The sequence below is a fragment of the Nocardia sp. NPDC051990 genome (assembly GCF_040680755.1).
GTDB lineage: Bacteria > Actinomycetota > Actinomycetes > Mycobacteriales > Mycobacteriaceae > Nocardia.
Map to the genome: position 1 here is coordinate 143,021 of NZ_JBFAXH010000016.1, position 17,833 is coordinate 160,853.

18 protein-coding genes and 2 pseudogenes are annotated in these 17,833 nt (G+C 67.5%); 4 read left to right on the plus strand and 16 right to left on the minus strand.

Translation table 11 applies throughout. The features are described from left to right. The first annotated feature begins 336 nt into the window (after positions 1-336). The gene (locus AB0L63_RS25365; RefSeq protein ID WP_364505382.1) at positions 337-543 is read left to right on the plus strand and encodes a hypothetical protein; all 207 of its coding nucleotides are present in this window, start codon (positions 337-339) and stop codon (positions 541-543) included. Between the two features lie 3 nt (positions 544-546). On the opposite strand, the pseudogene AB0L63_RS25370 reads toward AB0L63_RS25365, so the two are convergent. The 10 genes and pseudogenes from AB0L63_RS25370 to sucB form a co-directional block, all read right to left on the minus strand. Beyond that, positions 547-699 (minus strand): annotated as a pseudogene (locus AB0L63_RS25370) (SDR family NAD-dependent epimerase/dehydratase); the annotation flags it as partial. Between the two features lie 16 nt (positions 700-715). Continuing rightward, positions 716-1,117 carry an NAD-dependent epimerase/dehydratase family protein gene (locus tag AB0L63_RS25375; RefSeq protein WP_364505336.1) on the minus strand — a complete coding sequence of 134 codons (402 nt, stop codon included), beginning with the start codon at positions 1,115-1,117 and terminating at the stop codon, positions 716-718. Positions 1,118-1,259: 142 nt separating this feature from the next. After that, positions 1,260-1,382 (minus strand): hypothetical protein, encoded by a 123-nt coding sequence (locus AB0L63_RS25380; RefSeq protein ID WP_364505338.1) that lies wholly within the window; start codon positions 1,380-1,382, stop codon positions 1,260-1,262. Positions 1,383-1,613: 231 nt separating this feature from the next. Continuing rightward, the gene (locus tag AB0L63_RS25385; protein WP_364505340.1) at positions 1,614-1,973 is read right to left on the minus strand and encodes a hypothetical protein; all 360 of its coding nucleotides are present in this window, start codon (positions 1,971-1,973) and stop codon (positions 1,614-1,616) included. A gap of 194 nt (positions 1,974-2,167) precedes the next feature. Beyond that, positions 2,168-2,344, minus strand: coding sequence for a hypothetical protein (locus AB0L63_RS25390; RefSeq protein ID WP_364505342.1), 177 nt, complete (start codon positions 2,342-2,344; stop codon positions 2,168-2,170). A gap of 429 nt (positions 2,345-2,773) precedes the next feature. Continuing rightward, on the minus strand, positions 2,774-3,790 hold the full coding sequence (lipA, locus tag AB0L63_RS25395; protein ID WP_364505344.1) for a lipoyl synthase: 1,017 nt from the start codon (positions 3,788-3,790) through the stop codon (positions 2,774-2,776). A gap of 89 nt (positions 3,791-3,879) precedes the next feature. Next, positions 3,880-4,614, minus strand: a complete 735-nt coding sequence (gene lipB, locus AB0L63_RS25400) for a lipoyl(octanoyl) transferase LipB (protein ID WP_364505346.1) — start codon at positions 4,612-4,614, stop codon at positions 3,880-3,882. A gap of 199 nt (positions 4,615-4,813) precedes the next feature. Continuing rightward, on the minus strand, positions 4,814-5,347 hold the full coding sequence (locus tag AB0L63_RS25405) for an N-acetyltransferase family protein (RefSeq protein WP_364505348.1): 534 nt from the start codon (positions 5,345-5,347) through the stop codon (positions 4,814-4,816). Between the two features lie 32 nt (positions 5,348-5,379). After that, on the minus strand, positions 5,380-6,285 hold the full coding sequence (locus tag AB0L63_RS25410; protein ID WP_364505350.1) for a TIGR01777 family oxidoreductase: 906 nt from the start codon (positions 6,283-6,285) through the stop codon (positions 5,380-5,382). 23 nt (positions 6,286-6,308) lie between these two features. After that, entirely contained in the window at positions 6,309-8,069 is a 1,761-nt protein-coding gene (gene sucB, locus AB0L63_RS25415) for a 2-oxoglutarate dehydrogenase, E2 component, dihydrolipoamide succinyltransferase (RefSeq protein WP_364505352.1), read from the minus strand. Between the two features lie 266 nt (positions 8,070-8,335). Here sucB and AB0L63_RS25420 point away from each other — a divergent pair. Continuing rightward, a pseudogene (locus AB0L63_RS25420) lies at positions 8,336-8,689 on the plus strand (oxidoreductase). 76 nt (positions 8,690-8,765) lie between these two features. Here AB0L63_RS25420 and AB0L63_RS25425 read toward each other — a convergent pair. Further along, the gene (locus AB0L63_RS25425) at positions 8,766-10,307 is read right to left on the minus strand and encodes a leucyl aminopeptidase (RefSeq protein WP_364505354.1); all 1,542 of its coding nucleotides are present in this window, start codon (positions 10,305-10,307) and stop codon (positions 8,766-8,768) included. 117 nt (positions 10,308-10,424) lie between these two features. On the opposite strand from AB0L63_RS25425, the gene gcvT reads away from it, so the two are divergent. Next, complete coding sequence (gene gcvT, locus AB0L63_RS25430; RefSeq protein WP_364505356.1) at positions 10,425-11,525, plus strand: glycine cleavage system aminomethyltransferase GcvT; 1,101 nt, start codon at positions 10,425-10,427, stop codon at positions 11,523-11,525. 105 nt (positions 11,526-11,630) lie between these two features. Next, on the plus strand, positions 11,631-12,731 hold the full coding sequence (locus AB0L63_RS25435) for a branched-chain amino acid aminotransferase (RefSeq protein WP_364505358.1): 1,101 nt from the start codon (positions 11,631-11,633) through the stop codon (positions 12,729-12,731). Between the two features lie 38 nt (positions 12,732-12,769). Here AB0L63_RS25435 and AB0L63_RS25440 read toward each other — a convergent pair whose 3' ends face one another. From AB0L63_RS25440 to AB0L63_RS25460, 5 genes are all read right to left on the minus strand, one after another. Continuing rightward, positions 12,770-13,483 (minus strand): MBL fold metallo-hydrolase, encoded by a 714-nt coding sequence (locus tag AB0L63_RS25440; protein ID WP_364505360.1) that lies wholly within the window; start codon positions 13,481-13,483, stop codon positions 12,770-12,772. 94 nt (positions 13,484-13,577) lie between these two features. After that, complete coding sequence (locus AB0L63_RS25445) at positions 13,578-14,327, minus strand: adenosylcobinamide-GDP ribazoletransferase (protein WP_364505362.1); 750 nt, start codon at positions 14,325-14,327, stop codon at positions 13,578-13,580. A 295-nt stretch (positions 14,328-14,622) separates the two neighbouring features. After that, a complete protein-coding gene (gene cobT, locus AB0L63_RS25450) occupies positions 14,623-15,735 on the minus strand; it encodes a nicotinate-nucleotide--dimethylbenzimidazole phosphoribosyltransferase (protein WP_364505364.1) in 1,113 nt (370 codons plus the stop codon). A gap of 114 nt (positions 15,736-15,849) precedes the next feature. Then, a complete protein-coding gene (gene cobU / locus AB0L63_RS25455) occupies positions 15,850-16,404 on the minus strand; it encodes a bifunctional adenosylcobinamide kinase/adenosylcobinamide-phosphate guanylyltransferase (RefSeq protein ID WP_364505366.1) in 555 nt (184 codons plus the stop codon). A 26-nt stretch (positions 16,405-16,430) separates the two neighbouring features. Next, complete coding sequence (locus AB0L63_RS25460; protein ID WP_364505368.1) at positions 16,431-17,414, minus strand: helix-turn-helix domain-containing protein; 984 nt, start codon at positions 17,412-17,414, stop codon at positions 16,431-16,433. Positions 17,415-17,833 lie beyond the last annotated feature (419 nt).

Below are 17,833 nucleotides of genomic sequence, written 5' to 3' on the forward strand. Positions count from 1 at the left end.
GATCGCCCCGGTGACGCGGCAGCCGCATGAGGATGATGTCGTATCGCCGGGGCACTCGCGTGCCATTCCAGCGTCGATCTCCGGTCTCGGTGAGCGTCCGGAACTCTCGTCAGCCGTGGCGGGTGGTGAGTTTGTCGGTGAGTCGGTGATGTCGGGTTCGGTTGTGCCGGATCGGCGAATGTGGTTGTGGGTGAACGATGTTCGGTCCGGCGTGGTGTAGCCGAGTGTCGGCGGGTCACTGTGGGTGCGGGCGCAGGATGGTGCGCATCCAGTCGAGGGTGTGGTGCAGGCCGTCGGGTAGGAGGGTGGTGGGTTGCCAGTCCAGGGGGCTCGCGCGTGAGTGAGATCCGGGCTCGGTGCGGTGACCTCGGGGGCGTTGGCGGGGGCGACCTCGAGCCAGCCGCTGCCTGCGCGATCGATGACGGTGCACGCGAACTCGGCGAGGGTGACCGCGTTCGGGCCGCCGATATCGACTGGCCCGAACGCTTCGCTGTCGAGCATCGCGACCATGGCCTCGACCGTATCGGCCACGTAGACGAATGATCGCGTGTCACCATCGATGACCTGCAGTGTCTGATCACGCAGAGCGGCAGCACAGCATGAGGCCGTGACGCGGCCGTCGCCCGGCCACAGGTGTGGACCGTACACCTCGAAGGGCCGGACGATGCCCACATTCGCGCCTCGATAGTGGCGGGCGATGGCCTCGGTGACGTGGCTATCCGCGGTGCGTGCCGAAAATGCTTGCCGGGCCGATGTTTTCGAGGTGTGGCCGGTGTGGCGGCCCGAGGTTCGATTCGCCGTAGATCTCGGAGCCCGACGCCACGACGATGCGGGCGCCGCGACGCGCGGCCAGGTCGAGAGCCGTGAGGGTGCCGGTCGAGGCTGCCCGGAGGGTGTCGACCGGCCGCCGGGCACTGGCTGTCGGGCTACCCGGGAGCGCGAGATGCGCGATGTGGGTGACGGTGGCGAGGTCGGCGAACGCGCCGGGCGTGGTCACATCGGCGGTGCGGAGGGTGAATCGCAAGTGCGTCGTGAGGTTTTCGATAGCGGCCCGGCGGCCGATGCTCATATTGTCGATCGCGGTGACCGGTCCCCGCGCTCGAGCAGTGCGCGGCACAGATGTGAGCCGAGTAGGCCCGCGCCTCCGGTGACGACGGTGTGATTCATGGTGGCGGCTCCGAGGCGCCGGGTGGCGGAGGTGTGCACGCGACGCGGGTGGGCGCTCGCGGATGGCAGGTCGTCGGTGCAGACGGTGTGGTTCATGACAGCAGCTCCCAGGGGCGGTGTCGGCGGGTCGAGTCGAGGGTGACGCGCCCGGCCGCGACGAGGGTGGCCAGGGCGGCACGGCGTCGGGCGCAGTCGTGTTCGCGGTGCAGCTGCATCGCGCGGTGCGCCTCGTCGAGAGTCAATGGCGGAGCGGGCCAGTCACATGTCCACGCCGTCGGCTACTGGACCGGACGTAGTGAACAGTGCGCTCGCGCAGGGCGATGGGTGGGGGCGGATCGGTGCGATCGGTCGGTCGGCCATACGCATCCGAGAGCGGTCACCGTGATAACGCATCCGGCGAGTACCGCCACCACACTCGAGACCACATGCCACGGGGCCACGGCTGCTCACCCCTCCCGGCTGTCGCCCGAGCGCATATCACGCGCCAGTTCGCGTAGTCCATCGAGAACCTGGTGCAAAGTCACGGGTTCCGCTGCGCCGCAGGGAAATACCGAATCGGGTCCCGGCGTTTGCCGGGATGACGGTGCGGTGGTGGAAAATTCGATGCTACGCCGATGCGCGCGCTCGCGCGGGCTCAACGGCTGCGGCGCGATCCGGCCGTACTGCACGAGTGTGCGGTAGGCGACCCACTGCCACGCGCACCGGTGGATCCGGCACTCCCGGTGCCGCCGCATCAGCCGATGCGCCAAGTCGATTTCGGCACTGCCGCAGATGCTCGGCGGGGTGAGGATCGACTCCGTGCTCACCAGGGCGCCAAGCCTTTCCGGCTCGAGGTGACTTTCATCGCCTGGGACGGGCCGAAGGCCACCTTCGGTCGACCAATGCTGAGGTTGACCCGGTGAACTCATTGTCCCGTCCCCGTTCGCCAGCATTTCGAGTGCAGTGGCGCGAATCTTGCCGAGTACCTTCGTGGTTCGCGCCGGTTGCACTTTCTCCAGGATCAGTGGCGCGGGCCGCCACATGTCCCGTTGTGGTCACCCAGCCGCCAGTAGACCGTGATCATCCGATCCCAGTTATCAGAGCATCCGGCATCGCGAGCGATATTGCCGAGGGTAGTCGCGGCCTTGGCGGCAGCCGCCTTACCGATCGCCTCCTCGAGATGTAAACCAGATCCCAATGGCTCGAGCCGACTGCCGAAGTCGCGATGGGTCCACCCCAACCTGGCGCAGCACCTCGTCGCTGATCTGAGTGCACGGATCCCACAGCGCCGCAGTGGCTGCCGCCTTGTCCGTGGTCGGGGCCGGATGGGAACGCTCACCCAACCTCCGCTGAATCCACGCTTTCAGCCATCACTCACGCCGCTATCCGCGCTGGTTGTGGACGAGGACGGTGAACTCGTGCCCGCCATCCTCAACACTCGTGCGGCTTGATGTTGATTGCGGCGTCGGCGTAGTCGTCGTTATTTGGGCCACATCCTTCGGCCACGGACTTCACCGAGCGCGCTCAGACGTTGTTGATGACGTGAGCCAATTCGGTCTTCGCAGTAGTAGAAGCGGGAGATCAGGCTCGGTCCATATCCTTCGGACCGGGCCTGATCTCCGTGTGGCTAGCTGCCGAAGCGCGCCAGCACGGAGCTGGCTTCCTGAGAGGCGGTGCCCTCCTCCGCGAGATGTGCCATGGCGGGGGAGATTTCGCGGCCGTGGTGGGTCATTGCCTGCGCGTAGAGGCGGCCCGCGCGGTAGGAGGAGCGGACCAGCGGTCCGGCCATGACACCGGCGAAGCCGATTTCCTCGGCCATACGAGAGTGCTCGACGAATTCCTCCGGCTTGACCCAGCGGTCGACCGGGTGGTGCCGCGGCGAGGGCCGCAGGTACTGGGTGATGGTGAGGATGTCGCAGCCCGCCTCGTGCAGGTCGCGCATGGCCTGGGTGACTTCCTCGGGGGTTTCGCCCATGCCGAGGATCAGGTTCGACTTGGTGACCAGGCCGTCGTCGCGGGCGGCGGTCAGCACGGCGAGGGAGCGCTCGTAGCGGAATGCCGGGCGGATCCGCTTGAAGACGCGTGGCACCGTCTCCAGATTGTGCGCGAGCACCTCGGGGCGCGCGGAGAAGACCTCGGCCAGCTGCTCCGGGACCGCATGGAAGTCCGGGATGAGCAGTTCGACGCCGGTGTTCGGGTTCAAAGCCTTGATGGCGCGGACGGTTTCGGCATAGAGCCAAGCGCCGCCGTCCTCGAGATCGTCGCGGGCAACGCCGGTGATGGTGGAGTAGCGCAGGCCCATCGCCTGCACGCTTTCGGCCACCCGGCGCGGCTCATCGCGATCGAGTGCGGCGGGCTTGCCGGTGTCGATCTGGCAGAAGTCGCAGCGGCGGGTGCACTGTTCGCCGCCGATCAGGAAGGTGGCCTCACGGTCTTCCCAGCATTCGAAGATATTGGGACAGCCCGCCTCCTCGCACACCGTGTGCAGGCCTTCGCGTTTCACCAGGCCCTTGAGTTCGGTGTACTCGGGGCCCATCTTGGCTCGGGTCCGGATCCATTGAGGCTTGCGCTCGATCGGGGTCTCCGCGTTGCGCGCCTCGATGCGTAGCAGTTTGCGTCCTGCCGGTGCTGAAGCTGAGGTCACTCGATCGACCTTACGCCTGCCGTGCGCCGCCGTCGGATGCAGTCCATCACTGTCACGCGCGGGGGGCTGGGCAATGCGCAGCAGTCGACTCATCCGGCTTTCGCAGGCCCCACAACCGGTGCGGCGCGGACGATATCGCGCGCGGTAACCGGGAGTTCGCCATTGAGCGCGCGCGTGATCGCATCGGCGACGAGCGGCTTGACTTCGGCCACTGTCACTTCGCGGCCGAGTTCACGCGTCAGCGTGGTGACACCGGCGTCGCGGATGCCGCACGGGACGATCGCCTGGAAGCCGTCGAGGGCCGAATTGCAGTTGAGCGAGATGCCGTGCAGTGCGACGCCCTGCTGTACTCGCACGCCGATCTGGGCGACCTTGCGCTCGGAGTAGAGCTCGGTGGCGGGCAGCCAGACCCCGGAGCGGCCATCGACCCGGCCGCAGTCGAGCCCGAGATCCGTACACACGGTGATCAGAGCTTCTTCGAGCCTGCGCACGTACTTGACCACATCCACCGGCTCGGCCAGCCGCACGATCGGATAGCCGACGAGCTGGCCCGGCCCATGCCAGGTGATCTTGCCGCCGCGGTCGACCTGCACCACCGGACTGCCATCGATCGGCAGATCGTCGGCCTCGGTGCGACGACCTGCGGTGTAGACCGATGGGTGCTCGAGCAGGAGCAGATGGTCTGCTCCTTGGCCTTGGGCCCGCTGCGCGGCGATCGACCGCTGTAGGTCCCAGGCGCTGTGGTAATCGATGAGTCCGAGATCCTCGACCACGATCGGGGTCGTATCGAATCTCGCGGACCAGGTGGTGCCCGTGTCGTTCACGTCCTCGACGGTACGCTGAATGTGTCGATTCGATAAACCAACCTGGTGTGGGCGATGCCACAGGATTGCCGGCTTCGGTATCGAGTGCCGGTGTGCGCGCTGGTTCGCGAGGTGCGACCAGGTACAAACAATGTCTCCGGTAAGCGGGCTCCAGCCCCGAAAACCGCATTCAACTTTTTATGAGGCAGGTAGCCGCAGCTCAGTCGGCTTCGATCGGCAGGGTCAACTGCATCAGCGTCAGATCCATCCACCGACCGAATTTGCGGCCGACCTCCGGCAGTTCCCCGACGGTGCGGAAATCGAATCGCTCGTGCAGCGCGATCGAACCGGTATTGCCGGATTCGATGGCGGCGACCATGGCGTGCACGGTGCCCGCCTGGCGGGCGCGCTCGATCAGCGCGGTGAGCAGGGCGCTGGCGATACCGCGGCGGTGGAAATGGTCGGCGACGTAGACCGAATTCTCCACGGTGAAGCGGTAGCCCGATCGGGTCCGCCACGGGCCGTAGCTGGCGTAACCGGCGACCTCACCACCGATATCGGCGACCAGAATGGGCAGTCCGGCGGCGGTGCGCTCGCGGAACCAGGCGAGCCGATTGTCGAGATCGACCAGCTCGTGATCCCAGATGGCGGTGGAGGTGGCGATATTCGTGTTGTGGATGATCAGGATCTCGGGCAGATCGCCCTCGTGTGCGTCACGAATGACGGTGGCGGGGCGGGTATCCAGCTCGGTCATCGATCTTCTCCGTGTGGGCTTCGGGTGCCGCGTCAATGGTCGTGATCGCGGCCGAGGGCGGCCGCCAGCGCCGCTCCGATCGTCTGGTGCTGGAACTGATAACCCGCTTCTTCCAGCACCGTCGGAATCGCGCGCGGTCCGTTCAGGATCGCCTCTTCGGCGAATTCGCCGATCAGCGCGCGTAATGCGAACGCGGGCATCACAAACGGGGTCGGCCGGTGCAGCACCCGGCCGAGTGCCCGATTGAATTCGGCATTGGTGACCGGTGCCGGACCGACCGAGTTGATCGGCCCGGCAAGGTTGTCATGGGTCAGCGCGAAGATAATCGTGCCGACCTCGTCGGCCATCGAGATCCACGGCGTGTATTGCCGTCCATTGCCGAGTCGGCCGCCGAGCCCCAGCGAATACAGCGGGTGCAGCATGCTGAGCATGCCGCCGTGCTGGGACAGCACCACGGCACTGCGCAGCAGCACCGTGCGCACGCCCGCATCGACGGCGGGTTTGGTCGCGGCCTCCCAGTCCCGGCAGAGCGTCGCGAGGAAACCCGTTCCCGCGGGGGTGGTTTCGTCCACCACCCGATTGCCAGTGGCGCCGCCGTAGTAGTGCACGCCGCTGGCATTCACCAGCACCGCTACACCAGCGGCGGCGACCGCATTGGCCAGGACATCGGTCGGGGTCAGTCGGCTGTCGCGCAGCTCCTGTTTGTAACTGCCGTTCCAGCGCCGCCTGCCGATGCTGGCCCCGCAGAGATTGACCACGGCATCGACGCCCCGCAGGGCCCGCTCGTCCAGATCGGCGTGAGCGGGATCCCAGCGGTACTCGTCCGGCGCGTTGGGTGAGCGGCGTACCAACCTGGCGACTTCGTGCCCCTCGCGGCGCAACGCCGCGACGAGTGCCGTCCCGATCAGCCCGGACGAACCGGCGATCACCACCTTCATGCGCGACAGACGACCCTTTCCGATTACAGACCGAGGTCCGCCTCGAACGCCGCTTCCTCGAGCCGGTGCCGGATCGTGGTCAGGAAGCGACCGGCGTCGGCGCCATCGATGAGGCGGTGATCGTAGGTGAGCGGCAGGTAGCACATCGACCGGACGCCGATGGACTCGTTGCCGGTCTCATCGGTGACTACCACCGGGCGCTTGACGATCGCACCCGTGCCGAGCATGCCCGCCTGCGGCGGAAGCAGGATCGGGGTGTCGAACAGCGCACCCTGGCTGCCGATATTGGTGATGGTGAAAGTGCCACCGGCCAGCTCGTCCGGCTTGAGGCCGCCGGTGCGGGCGCGGTTGGCGATGTCGGCGATGGCGCGGGCCAGTCCGGCCAGCGACAGATCGCTGGCGTTGTGGATCACCGGAGACAGCAGACCGTGCTCGGTGTCGACGGCGATGCCGAGGTGCACCGAGGCGTGGTAGGTGATCTCCTTGGTGGTCTCGTCGTAGCTGGCGTTCACATTCGGGTGTACGCCGAGCGCCTCGACGACCGCCTTGGCAAAGAACGGCAGGAACGTCAGGTTGACGCCCTCGCGGTCCTTGAACGCGGCCTTGGCCTGGCTGCGCAGTGCCGCGATCTTGGTGACATCCGCCTCGTGCACTTGGGTCAGCTGCGCGGTGGTCTGCAGCGATTCCCGGGTCTTGGTCGCGGTGATCTGGCGGATGCGGCTCGCCTTCTGCACCGTGCCGCGCAGATGCGCAAGCTGCGATGGGACCACGGCGGGTGCCTTCGCGGCCGGTGCGGTCGCCGCGGGGGCGGTTGCGGCCGGAGCCGGTGCCTTCTTGGCCTCGACGGCGGCGAGCACATCCTGCTTGCGGATGCGTCCGCCGACACCGGAGCCGGCGATGGTGGCGAGGTTGACGCTGTTCTCCTCGGCCAGCTTGCGGACCAGCGGAGTGACGTAGGGAGTCGCGCCGTTGGCGGAGGTCTCCTGGGTCGGCGCTGGAGCCGTGACGGCCGGAGCCGGAGCAGGCTTGGGAGCCGGAGCTGCCGGGGCCGGTGCGGTGGCAGCGGGAGCCGGCGCCGGGGCGGGGGCAGGTGCCGGAGCTGCCGGGGCCGGTGCGGGGGCGGCGGGTGCCGGTGCGGCGGCCGCGGGGGCACCGCTGCCGATCACGCCGAGCTGTCCACCGACGGCAACCACATCGTCTTCCTGCGCGGAGATTTCCAGCAGGGTGCCGGCGACGGGCGAGGGGATCTCGGTGTCGACCTTATCGGTGGAGACCTCGAGCAGTGGCTCGTCGACGGCGACCTGGTCACCGACCTGCTTGAGCCAGCGGGTGACGGTGCCCTCGGTGACCGACTCACCGAGTTCCGGCATCTTGACCGAGGTGCCCGACGCGGCGGCGGGGGCGGCGGCCGGAGCCGCGGGGGCGGGGGCCGGAGCCGCGGGGGCGGGGGCCGCAGCGGCGGCGGCGGCCGGCGCGGGGGCCGGTGCCGGGGCGGGTGCAGGCGCGGCTTCAGGTGCGGGTGCGGCGGCGGGCGCAGGCGCTTCGCCGGCTTCGCTGATCACACCGAGCTCACCGCCGACCTCGACGACGTCATCCTCGGCTGCGACGATCTTCGACAACACACCCGCCGCCGGCGACGGGATCTCGGTGTCGACCTTATCGGTGGAGACCTCGAGCAGTGGCTCGTCGACCTCGACCGTGTCTCCTTCCTGCTTCAGCCACCTGGTCACCGTTCCCTCGGTGACGCTCTCACCAAGAGCCGGCATCTGGACGGAGAAGGCCATGTCCGTTGACTCCTCTGACTGCTCGACGGGTTCTACAACAGTTGATCTCACTGCGGACACCCACCGCGGGTCGCGATGGGTGTCCGAAAGCCACCGATCATTGTGCGTGGCACCGGAGATCTGTGTGGTTCTTGTACCGCGATCCATCCTTGCACTCGCGCACGAGAGGTGTAGCACAGGGCAGCGAACTACCCGGGGCTGGCAATATGTAATGGCCGGTGCCGAGCATCCGGTCTGGTGGAAGGAGGCCCGCGTCGGTGGGTTTGCTGGATCGTTTCCGAGGCGGCGCGGCCTGAGGTGGCGGCGGTTTACCTGCGGGTTCGGGTAGCGATGACGATGCCCGCTATCTCGCCGAGTGGGTGCGCACCCACACCGGGGTGGAGGGCTGCGTGGAGCCCAAGACGACCGTGACGGATGTCACTGTCGTCTTGATCGCGGCTGACGGCGAATGGACCCGTCGGGTCGTCGGCGAACGCGGCGCGCGGCGGCTAGCCGGAGATTTGCGGATTCCCGTTTACGACGTCCGCAAGACCGGTTATCCGCAGCGGATGCGCGACTTCGACGCGCGCAAGCGGGTCGAGCGTCAGCGGGCGCTGGAACGTGATTTGGGCGACTGGTAAGGCTGTTCTTTTCGTTCAATTTGTTCACGGACCGCGGTGCGACGCCCGGGAATCCGGACGCCGCACCGATATTCGGTTACTCCGCGCCGGACGGTTCTTCGTGCGCGATGTCCTCGATCACCGAGATCAGGGTGCGGACCGGAACGCCGGTGCCGCCCTTGCCGATGTAGCCGAACGGGCCGCCGGTGTTGTAGGCCGGACCCGCGACGTCCAGGTGCGCCCACTGCACGCCCTCCGGGACGAACTCCTCGAGGAAGATCGCGGCCGAGAGCATCCCGCCCCAGCGGTGCGGTGCGACGTTCGCCAGATCGGCGACCTTGGAATTCAGATCGGCGCGCAATTCGGTGGGCAGCGGCATGGCCCAGCCGTTTTCACCGGCCAGTCGGGACAGTCGCGCGACGCGGTCGCGGAAATCGTCGGTGCCCATCACGCCGGGGGTGCGGGTGCCGAGCGCGACCATCTGCGCACCGGTGAGGGTGGCGACGTCGATGAGGTACTCGGGATCGTCCTCGCTCGCACGTACGATCGCGTCGGCCAGGATGAGGCGGCCCTCGGCGTCGGTGTTCAGCACCTCGACGGTCTTACCGCCGTACTGGGTGAGCACATCGCCTGGGCGCTGTGCGGTGGCCGAGGGCATATTCTCCGCCATCGGCACGGTCGCGATCACGGTGACCGGTAGCTCCAGCTTGGCGGTGGCGATGGTTGCGGCGATGACCGCGGCGGCGCCCGCCATATCCGAGGTCATATTTTCCATGTTTGCGGCGGGCTTGATGGAGATGCCCCCGGTGTCGAAGGTGATGCCCTTGCCGATGAGCGCGATCTTCTTGGCGCCGCCGTTGTAGGTCAGGCGCACCAAACGGGGCTGGCGCGAGGAGCCCTTGCCGACGCCGAGCACGCCGCCGTAGCCGCCGTCGGCGAGCGCCTGCTCGTCGAGCACCTCCACCTGCAGGCCTGCTGCCTCGGCCAAAGCCTTTGCGCGGGCGGCGAATTCGGCCGGGTACAGGTGACTGGGCGGGGTATTGACGAAATCGCGCGCGGTTGCGATGGATTCGGCGATCACCCAGTCGTGGTCGAAGCCCTTGCGGTAGGACACGCTCGGGTCGCCGACCAGGAGTTCGACCTTGCGCACCGGCTGCTCGTCCGGCTTGTCGTCGGCATTCTCGGATTTGAACGCGGTGAAGGTGTACGCGCCGAGGAAGAACCCTTCAGCGGTGGGGCCGATGCCACCCTCGAGACCCGACAGCGTGGTCACGGCCCGGCCGACACCGGTCAGCGCACGGCCGGCGACACCGGCTGAGCGGCGGATCTGTTCGGCATCGATCTTGTCGGCGGCGCCGAGTCCGACGGCGAGCACGCTTTTCACGCCGAGGCCCGTAGGCGCCGGAATCCGGGTGAGTTCCTCGGCCTTACCCTTCGCGCCGACGGCGCGCAGCTGTTCCTGCAGCGCCGCGCGGACATCCGGGGCGAGGATGTTGTCGACGAATTCGTCCTCCATGGTGGCGATCGTCGGGCCGTCGTCACCGGACACAAGGCCGATCACCAATACATCGGTGTCGGCGCTGATGGTGTCGACCAGGTCCAAGTCCGGTCCGAGCGAGCGATCTGCAACATCGGTCATGGGCCCAGGCTATTCGGTCTGCTCCGGGTGGCGCATCGCGACGCCATCTGATAACCGCTGTTGCGGGCGTCCATCGGTACGCGGTGAGGCCCGGCACGGTCGGGCTAAGCTCGGCGGGTGACCGATGTGAACCTGCTGCAAGGCCCGATCCATGCCGTCCATGTCGAACTCGGGGCGAAGTTCGCGCCGTTCGGCGGATGGGAGATGCCGGTCTCATACGCGGGGACGGTCGGTGAACATCAGGCGGTTCGCACAACCGTCGGACTGTTCGATGTGAGTCACCTCGGCAAGGCCACCATCCGCGGCGCGGGTGCGGCGCAGTTCGTGAACTCGGCGCTCACCAACGACCTCGGTCGGATCCGGCCGGGCAAGGCGCAGTACACCCTGTGCTGTGCGCCCGACGGTGGTGTGATCGACGATCTGATCGCCTATTACGTCAACAATGACGAGATCTTCCTGGTGCCCAATGCCGCCAATACCGCGGCGGTGGTGGCGGAACTGCGGAAGGTCGCGCCGGAGGGCATCACGGTGACCGATGAGCATCGCGAGTACGGGGTATTCGCGGTGCAGGGACCGCGCGCGACAGCGGTGCTCACCGCACTCGGCTTGCCGACCGATATGGAGTACATGGCCTACGCCGACGCCGATTGGGACGGCCGCCGGATTCGGGTCTGCCGCACCGGATACACCGGTGAACACGGCTACGAGCTGCTGCCCCGGTGGGCCGACGCCGAACCGCTGTTCCGCGCGCTCGTCGAGCAGGTCCGCGCGCACGACGGGCAGCCCGCCGGGCTCGGCGCTCGCGATACGTTGCGCACCGAGATGGGTTATCCGCTGCACGGACATGAACTGTCGCTGGAGATTTCGCCCATGCAGGCGCGGTGCGGGTGGGCGATCGGCTGGAAGAAGCCCGAATTCTGGGGCAAAGCCGCGCTGGAGCAGGAGAAGTCGGCGGGTCCGCGTCGAATCCTGTTGGGACTGAAGGCACTTGATCGCGGTGTGCTGCGCCAGGGCCAGACCGTGCTGCGTGACGGTGCGCCCGTCGGCGAAACCACTTCCGGCACCTTCTCGCCGACGCTGCAGTTCGGCATCGCCCTGGCCCTGCTCGATACCGACGCGGGGATCGAACCCGGCGCCGAGGTCGAGGTCGATGTCCGTGGGCGACGGTTGCGGTGCGAGGTCGTGCGCCCGCCGTTCGTCGACACCAAGACCAAGTAGTCGCAGACCCGCCTGCACTGCGGAATCTCGGTCGGCGGCGCGTGTATGTCCGCGGCGCGCCGACACGCGCACCGCGGCGAACCGGCGCCGGATAGGATCAGCCTCATGACCGTCGCCGCACAGTTCACTCGTGTTCCGCATCCCGCGCCCACCCCGGCGCAGCGGGTACAGGAAATTCTGGCGGCACCAGGATTCGGGCGGTTCTTCACCGACCACATGGTCTCCATCGACTACACCGAAGGTGAGGGCTGGAGCAATGCCCGGGTCGAGCCCTATGGACCGTTGGCGATGGATCCGGCGACGATGGTGTTCCACTACGGCCAGGCCATCTTCGAGGGATTGAAGGCGTACCGGCAGAGCGACGGCAGCATCTCCTGCTTCCGCATCGACGCGAATGCGGCGCGCTTCCGCAAGTCCGCGCGCCGGATGGCGATGGCGGAGCTGCCCGAGGAGCTATTCATCGAATCCGTGCGTCAACTGCTCGATGTCGACAGCAGCTGGGTGCCGGCGGCCGGTGGTGAGGAGTCGCTGTACCTGCGGCCGTTCATGATCGCCACCGAGGCCGGGCTCGGAGTGAAGCCCGCCTCCGCCTACAAATACCTGCTGCTGGGATCGCCTGCGGGCGCCTACTTCCCGCGCGGTGTGAAGCCGGTGCGGGTCTGGCTGTCGACCGAATACGTGCGGGCGGCACCGGGCGGCACCGGTGAGGCGAAGGTTGCCGGTAACTACGCGGCCTCGCTGCTCGCCCAGGCACAGGCCTCCGAGAAGGGCTGCGATCAGGTCGTCTGGCTCGATGCCTGTGAGCGCCGCTACGTCGAGGAGATGGGTACCAACAACCTGTTCTTCGTCTTCGGCTCCGGTTCCGAGGCACGGCTGGTCACCCCGGAACTGTCCGGATCGCTGCTGCCCGGTGTCACTCGCGATTCGCTGCTCACCCTCGCCGCCGATTCGGGCTATGTGGTTGAGGAGCGCAAGATTTCGGTGGAGGAGTGGCGCAAGGGCGCCGAATCCGGCGAGATCACCGAGGTTTTCGCCTGCGGCACCGCCGCCGTGATCACGCCCGTCGGCTGGGTTCGCTCCGCCGATGGTGAGTTCGCCGTCGGCGGTGGCGAACCCGGCGAGGTCACCATGGCGCTGCGCGACACCCTGACCGGAATCCAGCGCGGCACCTTCGCCGATATCCACGGGTGGATGCGCGGCATGTGACTGCGGCGGAATGTCGCAGCCAGGTGCCGCTCATGGGATCAGCTGGGCATGAAGGTGCGCCATTGCTCCAGGGTTTGCGGGCGCATGACATAGTTGGCGTCCTTGACCGTGGACAGCGCGGCGAAGGGCTCCTGCGAATACCAGTGGCCGGGGTAGACGACCGGGTCGCCGGATAGATCGGCTAGGTAGCGCAGGCTGCGGAACATGGCGTCGGAGTCGCCGCCGGGGAAGTCGGTGCGGCCGCAGCCGTCGATGAAGAGGGTGTCGCCGGCGATCAGCCGATCGTCGAACAGGAAGCACTGGCTGCCCGGGGTGTGGCCCGGGGTGTGCAGCAGTTCGATATCGAAGGCGCCGACGCTGACCTTGTCGCAGTGTTCATGTCCGGTGAGTTCGCTCGGCGCGATGCCGGTGACATTGGCGACCCAGGACAGTTCCTCGGCATTGACGTGCACCGGGACGCTCGTCTTTTCGAGCAGCTCCCGCACCCCGTGCAGGGTGAATCCCAGCATCGTGCCACCGACATGGTCCGGGTGGTGATGCGTGGCGAGCACCCCGGTCAGCCGCAGCCCATCGGCCTCGGCGATATCCACCAGATCACCCGCCGCGTACGCCGGATCCACCACCACACACTCGCCGGTCTCCCGATCACCGATCAGATACGCGAAATTTCGCATCTGAGTCGCGATCGGATCGCCCACAGCAAAATCTCGACCGGACAGCAGTTGACGAAAATACAGACGCTCGGAAGACATACCGTTCACTGTATTGCCCGACCCAGACAATGCACGCACTGTGCCAGCTATCTCAGTGCGAAGAGCTGGCGATGCTGTGGTATGGCTGGCCGCGTCAGGCGCCCAGGGATAGTCCGACAGCGGTGATGGCGACGGATATCTCGAGCGTCGCGCCCAGGACGTCGCCGGAGATTCCGCCGAAGCGGCGGACGCAATGTCGGACCAGTAGGGCCGAAATGCTCAGGGCGGCAAGGACAACGAGTGGACCGAGCCAGCGTTGCTCCGGCACGGCGAGTGCGCCCGCGACAATGGCGAGTGCGCACCAGAGTGCGATGGTGATCGGGTGCTGGGTCCCGGCGACCAGGGCGCCGAAGCCGGTGTCGGGCGCGGCGGAGATGCCGCGCCGACACGCGAGGACCACCACCACTCGGCCGACGACTACCGCGAGCAGTACCGCGAACCAACGTTCGGCCTGTGCCAGCGCGGCTAACGAAAACGCTTGGGTCCCAACGGCGAACACAATCGCCGCCACCCCGAACGGTCCCGCGCCGCCACTCTTCATGACCTCTCTGGCCCGCTCTGGCGAACCATATGATCCCAACCCGTCCATCGTGTCGGCCAACCCATCCAGATGCATCCCCCGAGTGACCAGCGCCAACCCGGCAACCGTCACCAGCCCCGCGACCGCCACACTCGCTCCGCACCACACCAGCACCCACAACAGCCCGACCCCGCCCACGCCGAGACCCACACCCACCAACGGCGCCAACCCGATCGCCCGTCCCGCCGCATCCTGGTCGACACTGTTCGGTCCCCGCACCGGCAAAACCGTCAGCCAGGACACCGCGAGCCGCACGCCGTTCATCCTCGCCGTCCTGAGTGGGGGGTAATCGCTCGACCGTGGCCAGCGGCGGAGCCGGGGGACGAAGCCGCTGTCGCGGGCATCGCGAGCCGCGCACCGTTCATGCTGAGGGCTCCGTCGGGGCGGAGTGCCAGGCTCGCTGGTCGCCGGCTGCGAGTGTTGCCGCTGGTCGGCAACGACCCGCTGGCCGGAATTGTCGGCTGCTGACGGCGATTGTCGAGGTGCTTCGAACGAGAGCACGGTCGGCTGGCCGGGCGCGCAAGGCTCGACCGTCCCTGGCGACGTGTGCGCCCACTGTCTATTTCCGCAGATCCGGTTGCGCGGTCGCCTCGTCGGTGATGTTGGCTCCGGCTTCGGCTTCGGCGGCCGAATCGGCTGTACTCACACCGGCTTCCGCGAAGGTGGCCATTTCGGCGAGGGTGGCTACGGCGGCACGGAGGATCGGGAGGGCCGTCAGGGCGCCGGAGCCTTCGCCGAGGCGCATGTCCAAGTCGAGGAGGGGGTCGAGGCGAAGGTGGCGCAGGGCGAGGGCGTGCGCGGGTTCGCTGGACCGGTGGCCCGCGAGCCACCAAGCGCTGGCACCGGCGGCCAAGTCCTCGGCGACCAGGGCGGCCGCGGTGACGATCGCGCCGTCGAGGATGACCGGAGTCCGGCGGATCGCGGCTTGGGCGAGGAAGCCCGCCATGGCGGCGAAGTCGGCACCGGCGGCTACCCGCAGCAGTTCGACCGGGTCCTTGGCGACCGGTCGGGCGCGGCGCATGGCGTCGCGGATCGCGGCGACCTTGCGAATCCAGCCGGCGTCGTCCACGCCGGTACCCCGGCCGACAGCGGCGATGGGTTCGGTATCGGTAAGGGTCGCGATGAGGACGGTGGCGGGGGTCGTATTGCCGATGCCCATATCGCCCGCGATGAGCAGGTCGGCGCCCGCATCGATCTCCTCGTCGGCGATCGCCTTGCCCACAGCGAGCGCGGCCTGGATCTCGTCCGGGCTGAGCGCGTCTTCGCGATCGATCGCCCCGCTCGAGCGCCGCACCTTGTGCTTGGCGACTTGCGGATCGGTATCGGCATCGACGGATATATCGACGACGCGCACGGTCGCGCCCGCCACCCCGGCCAGCGTATTCACCGCCGCGCCGCCGCCGTGAAAATTGGCGACCATCTGCGCGGTCACCTCACTCGGATATGCCGAAACACCATGGCGCGCAATGCCGTGGTCCCCGGCGAACACCACCACCCGTGCCCGCTCGAACTGCTTCGGCGGGCACACACCCTGGCATGCCGACACCCAATTTCCGAGCGTCTCGAGCCGCCCGAGTGCCCCACCGGGTTTGGTCAGCTGCGCCTGCCGCTGCTCTGCCGCCGCCCGAACCCCCGCATCGGGTGGCACAACCGGTCCGAATCCGTCTGTCACTATCGAGCCTTTCCGGGTCGGGGCAATTCATTCCTACACCGCGCAGTCCACATCCGGCCCAATCTTGCCGCCACCCTCGCCCATCCGCACCACCCACCCCGGATCGGCGGGCGGCTACTTCAGGCGGAGGGGAAGACCGGCGACTATCAGAAAGGCTTCGTCGCAAGTTTGCGCGAGGCGTTGGTTGACAGTGCCGATCTCATCGCGGAAGAGGCGGCCGGAGCGGGTGGCGGGGATGACGCCCATGCCTACCTCTGGGGTGACGATCACCAAACGGCCGGGATAGTCGGCGACGGCGGCGACCAAGGCGTCGGCGTCGGGGGCGATGGTGCCGCGCGGTGCTTCCCAGGCGTCTCGGGCGTCGATACTGGCGGTGAGCCAGGTGCCGATATCGTCGATCAGTGTTGTTCCAGCCGGGGGAGCGGCGGTGAGAGCCGTTGCCGGATCGGCGCTTTCGAGTACGTTCCAGTCCGCGGGCCTGCGATCGCGGTGGCGGGCGATGCGCTCCGCGAAGTCCAGATCCGCCGGATCGGGTATTGCGGTGGCGATATAGCGCACCGGGCCGACCTCGGCCGCCAACACCTCCGCGAACGCCGACTTACCCGATCGCGCGCCGCCGAGCACGAGGATGCGGTGCGCGCGGCTGCTGGTGAATGAGCGGTCCGACACGGCAGCACCGTATCAATCCGCCGGACTCAGGCCCGCTGCTCGGTCGCCTCCGCGCCCCCGAACCGGCGGCGATACTCGCTCGGTGCGATACCGACGACCTTCTGGAAGTGATGCCGCAGCAGGGCACCGGACCCGAAGCCCGCTTGTGCGGCGAGCTGTTCCAGGCCCTCGTCGGTGTCCTCCAGCAGATGTTTCGCGTACAGCACCCGCTGATTGGTCAGCCATTTCACCGGTGTGGTTCCGGTTTCGGCGGCGAAGCGGCGGGCGAAGGTGCGGGTGGACATCATCGAGCGGGCGGCCAGATCGTCGATGGTGTGCGGCAGGTCGAGGTTTTCGTTCATCCACTGCAATATGGAGCTGAGACTATCGGAGGTGCATTCGGGCACCGGGCGCTCGATGAATTGGCGTTGCCCGCCATCGCGCTGCGGCGGCACCACCATCCGCCGCGCGATCGCATTCGCGACGGAACTGCCGATCTCCCGGCGTACCAGATGCAGGCAGGCATCGATCCCCGCGGCAGTCCCCGCCGAGGTGATCAGATTGCCCTCATCGACGAACAAAACGTCGGGATCGACCGTGGCCTGCGGAAACAGCTCCGCCAATCGGTCGACATGGCGCCAGTGCGTCGTACATGTGCGACCGTCGAGCAATCCGGCCGCCCCGGCCAGGAACGCACCGGAACACACGGTGAGTACAATCGCCCCGCCATCCGACGCGGCCCGGATCGCGCCGACGACCCGCGGATCGAGACCCTGCTCGACGGCGGATATGGGAAAGGCTGGAATCGCCACCAGATCGGCCTTCGCCAACTCCTCCAGCCCGTACTCCGGCGTGACGGTGATACCGGGAGTCACGGACGGCAGCGGCTTCCCCGGCTCGGCCCCGCATACCTTGAAGTCGAATCCGGGCAGTCCGTCCGCGGTCCGGTCCAACCCGAAAACCTCACAGACCACGCCGAATTCGAACATGGCCAGGCGCTCGGAGAGCACCACCGCGACCTTGGACAGCATGCAGTCAGCGTACCTGGCTGAATCTTTACGGACAATGTCAGAACAGCCACTTTCGGCGGTAAATCGCCGAGCGAAAAATTACTGCCATGATTATTTTTCTCGTAAGCATGGCGGTTGTGGTGGGCTTCGCGGTCCTCATCACACGAGGCGGCGGTCACGCTGGATCAGCAAATGTCATCGATCGCGACGCCCAGCGCCTGCGGTCCGATCTGTCCGCCATCCTCGCCCGCTCCCATCACCACTGAGTGGAGTGCAATGGGCTGTGGGCTCGTCACCGCCCTCGTTGCCACCACGGGGCGGGTCTTACAAGCGACGTTCGCGGCCCGTCTCGCGGCCGAGTCGTCGAAGTGCATGCGACGAAGTCGCGAGTCTCGACGGCTCGGACGCGAGACAGCAGGGGGCCGCGAACACCCCGCCCC

Bases quoted from the DNA above. Each gene is read 5' to 3' on its own strand.
- sucB (WP_364505352.1), bottom strand. From the start codon at position 8,069: ATGGCCTTCTCCGTCCAGATGCCGGCTCTTGGTGAGAGCGTCACCGAG.
- AB0L63_RS25405 (WP_364505348.1), bottom strand. From the start codon at position 5,347: ATGACCGAGCTGGATACCCGCCCCGCCACCGTCATTCGTGACGCACAC.
- AB0L63_RS25440 (WP_364505360.1), bottom strand. From the start codon at position 13,483: ATGTCTTCCGAGCGTCTGTATTTTCGTCAACTGCTGTCCGGTCGAGAT.
- AB0L63_RS25425 (WP_364505354.1), bottom strand. From the start codon at position 10,307: ATGACCGATGTTGCAGATCGCTCGCTCGGACCGGACTTGGACCTGGTC.
- AB0L63_RS25380 (WP_364505338.1), bottom strand. From the start codon at position 1,382: ATGCAGCTGCACCGCGAACACGACTGCGCCCGACGCCGTGCCGCCCTG.
- AB0L63_RS25460 (WP_364505368.1), bottom strand. From the start codon at position 17,414: ATGCTGTCCAAGGTCGCGGTGGTGCTCTCCGAGCGCCTGGCCATGTTC.
- AB0L63_RS25410 (WP_364505350.1), bottom strand. From the start codon at position 6,285: ATGAAGGTGGTGATCGCCGGTTCGTCCGGGCTGATCGGGACGGCACTC.
- AB0L63_RS25445 (WP_364505362.1), bottom strand. From the start codon at position 14,327: ATGAACGGCGTGCGGCTCGCGGTGTCCTGGCTGACGGTTTTGCCGGTG.
- AB0L63_RS25435 (WP_364505358.1), top strand. From the start codon at position 11,631: ATGACCGTCGCCGCACAGTTCACTCGTGTTCCGCATCCCGCGCCCACC.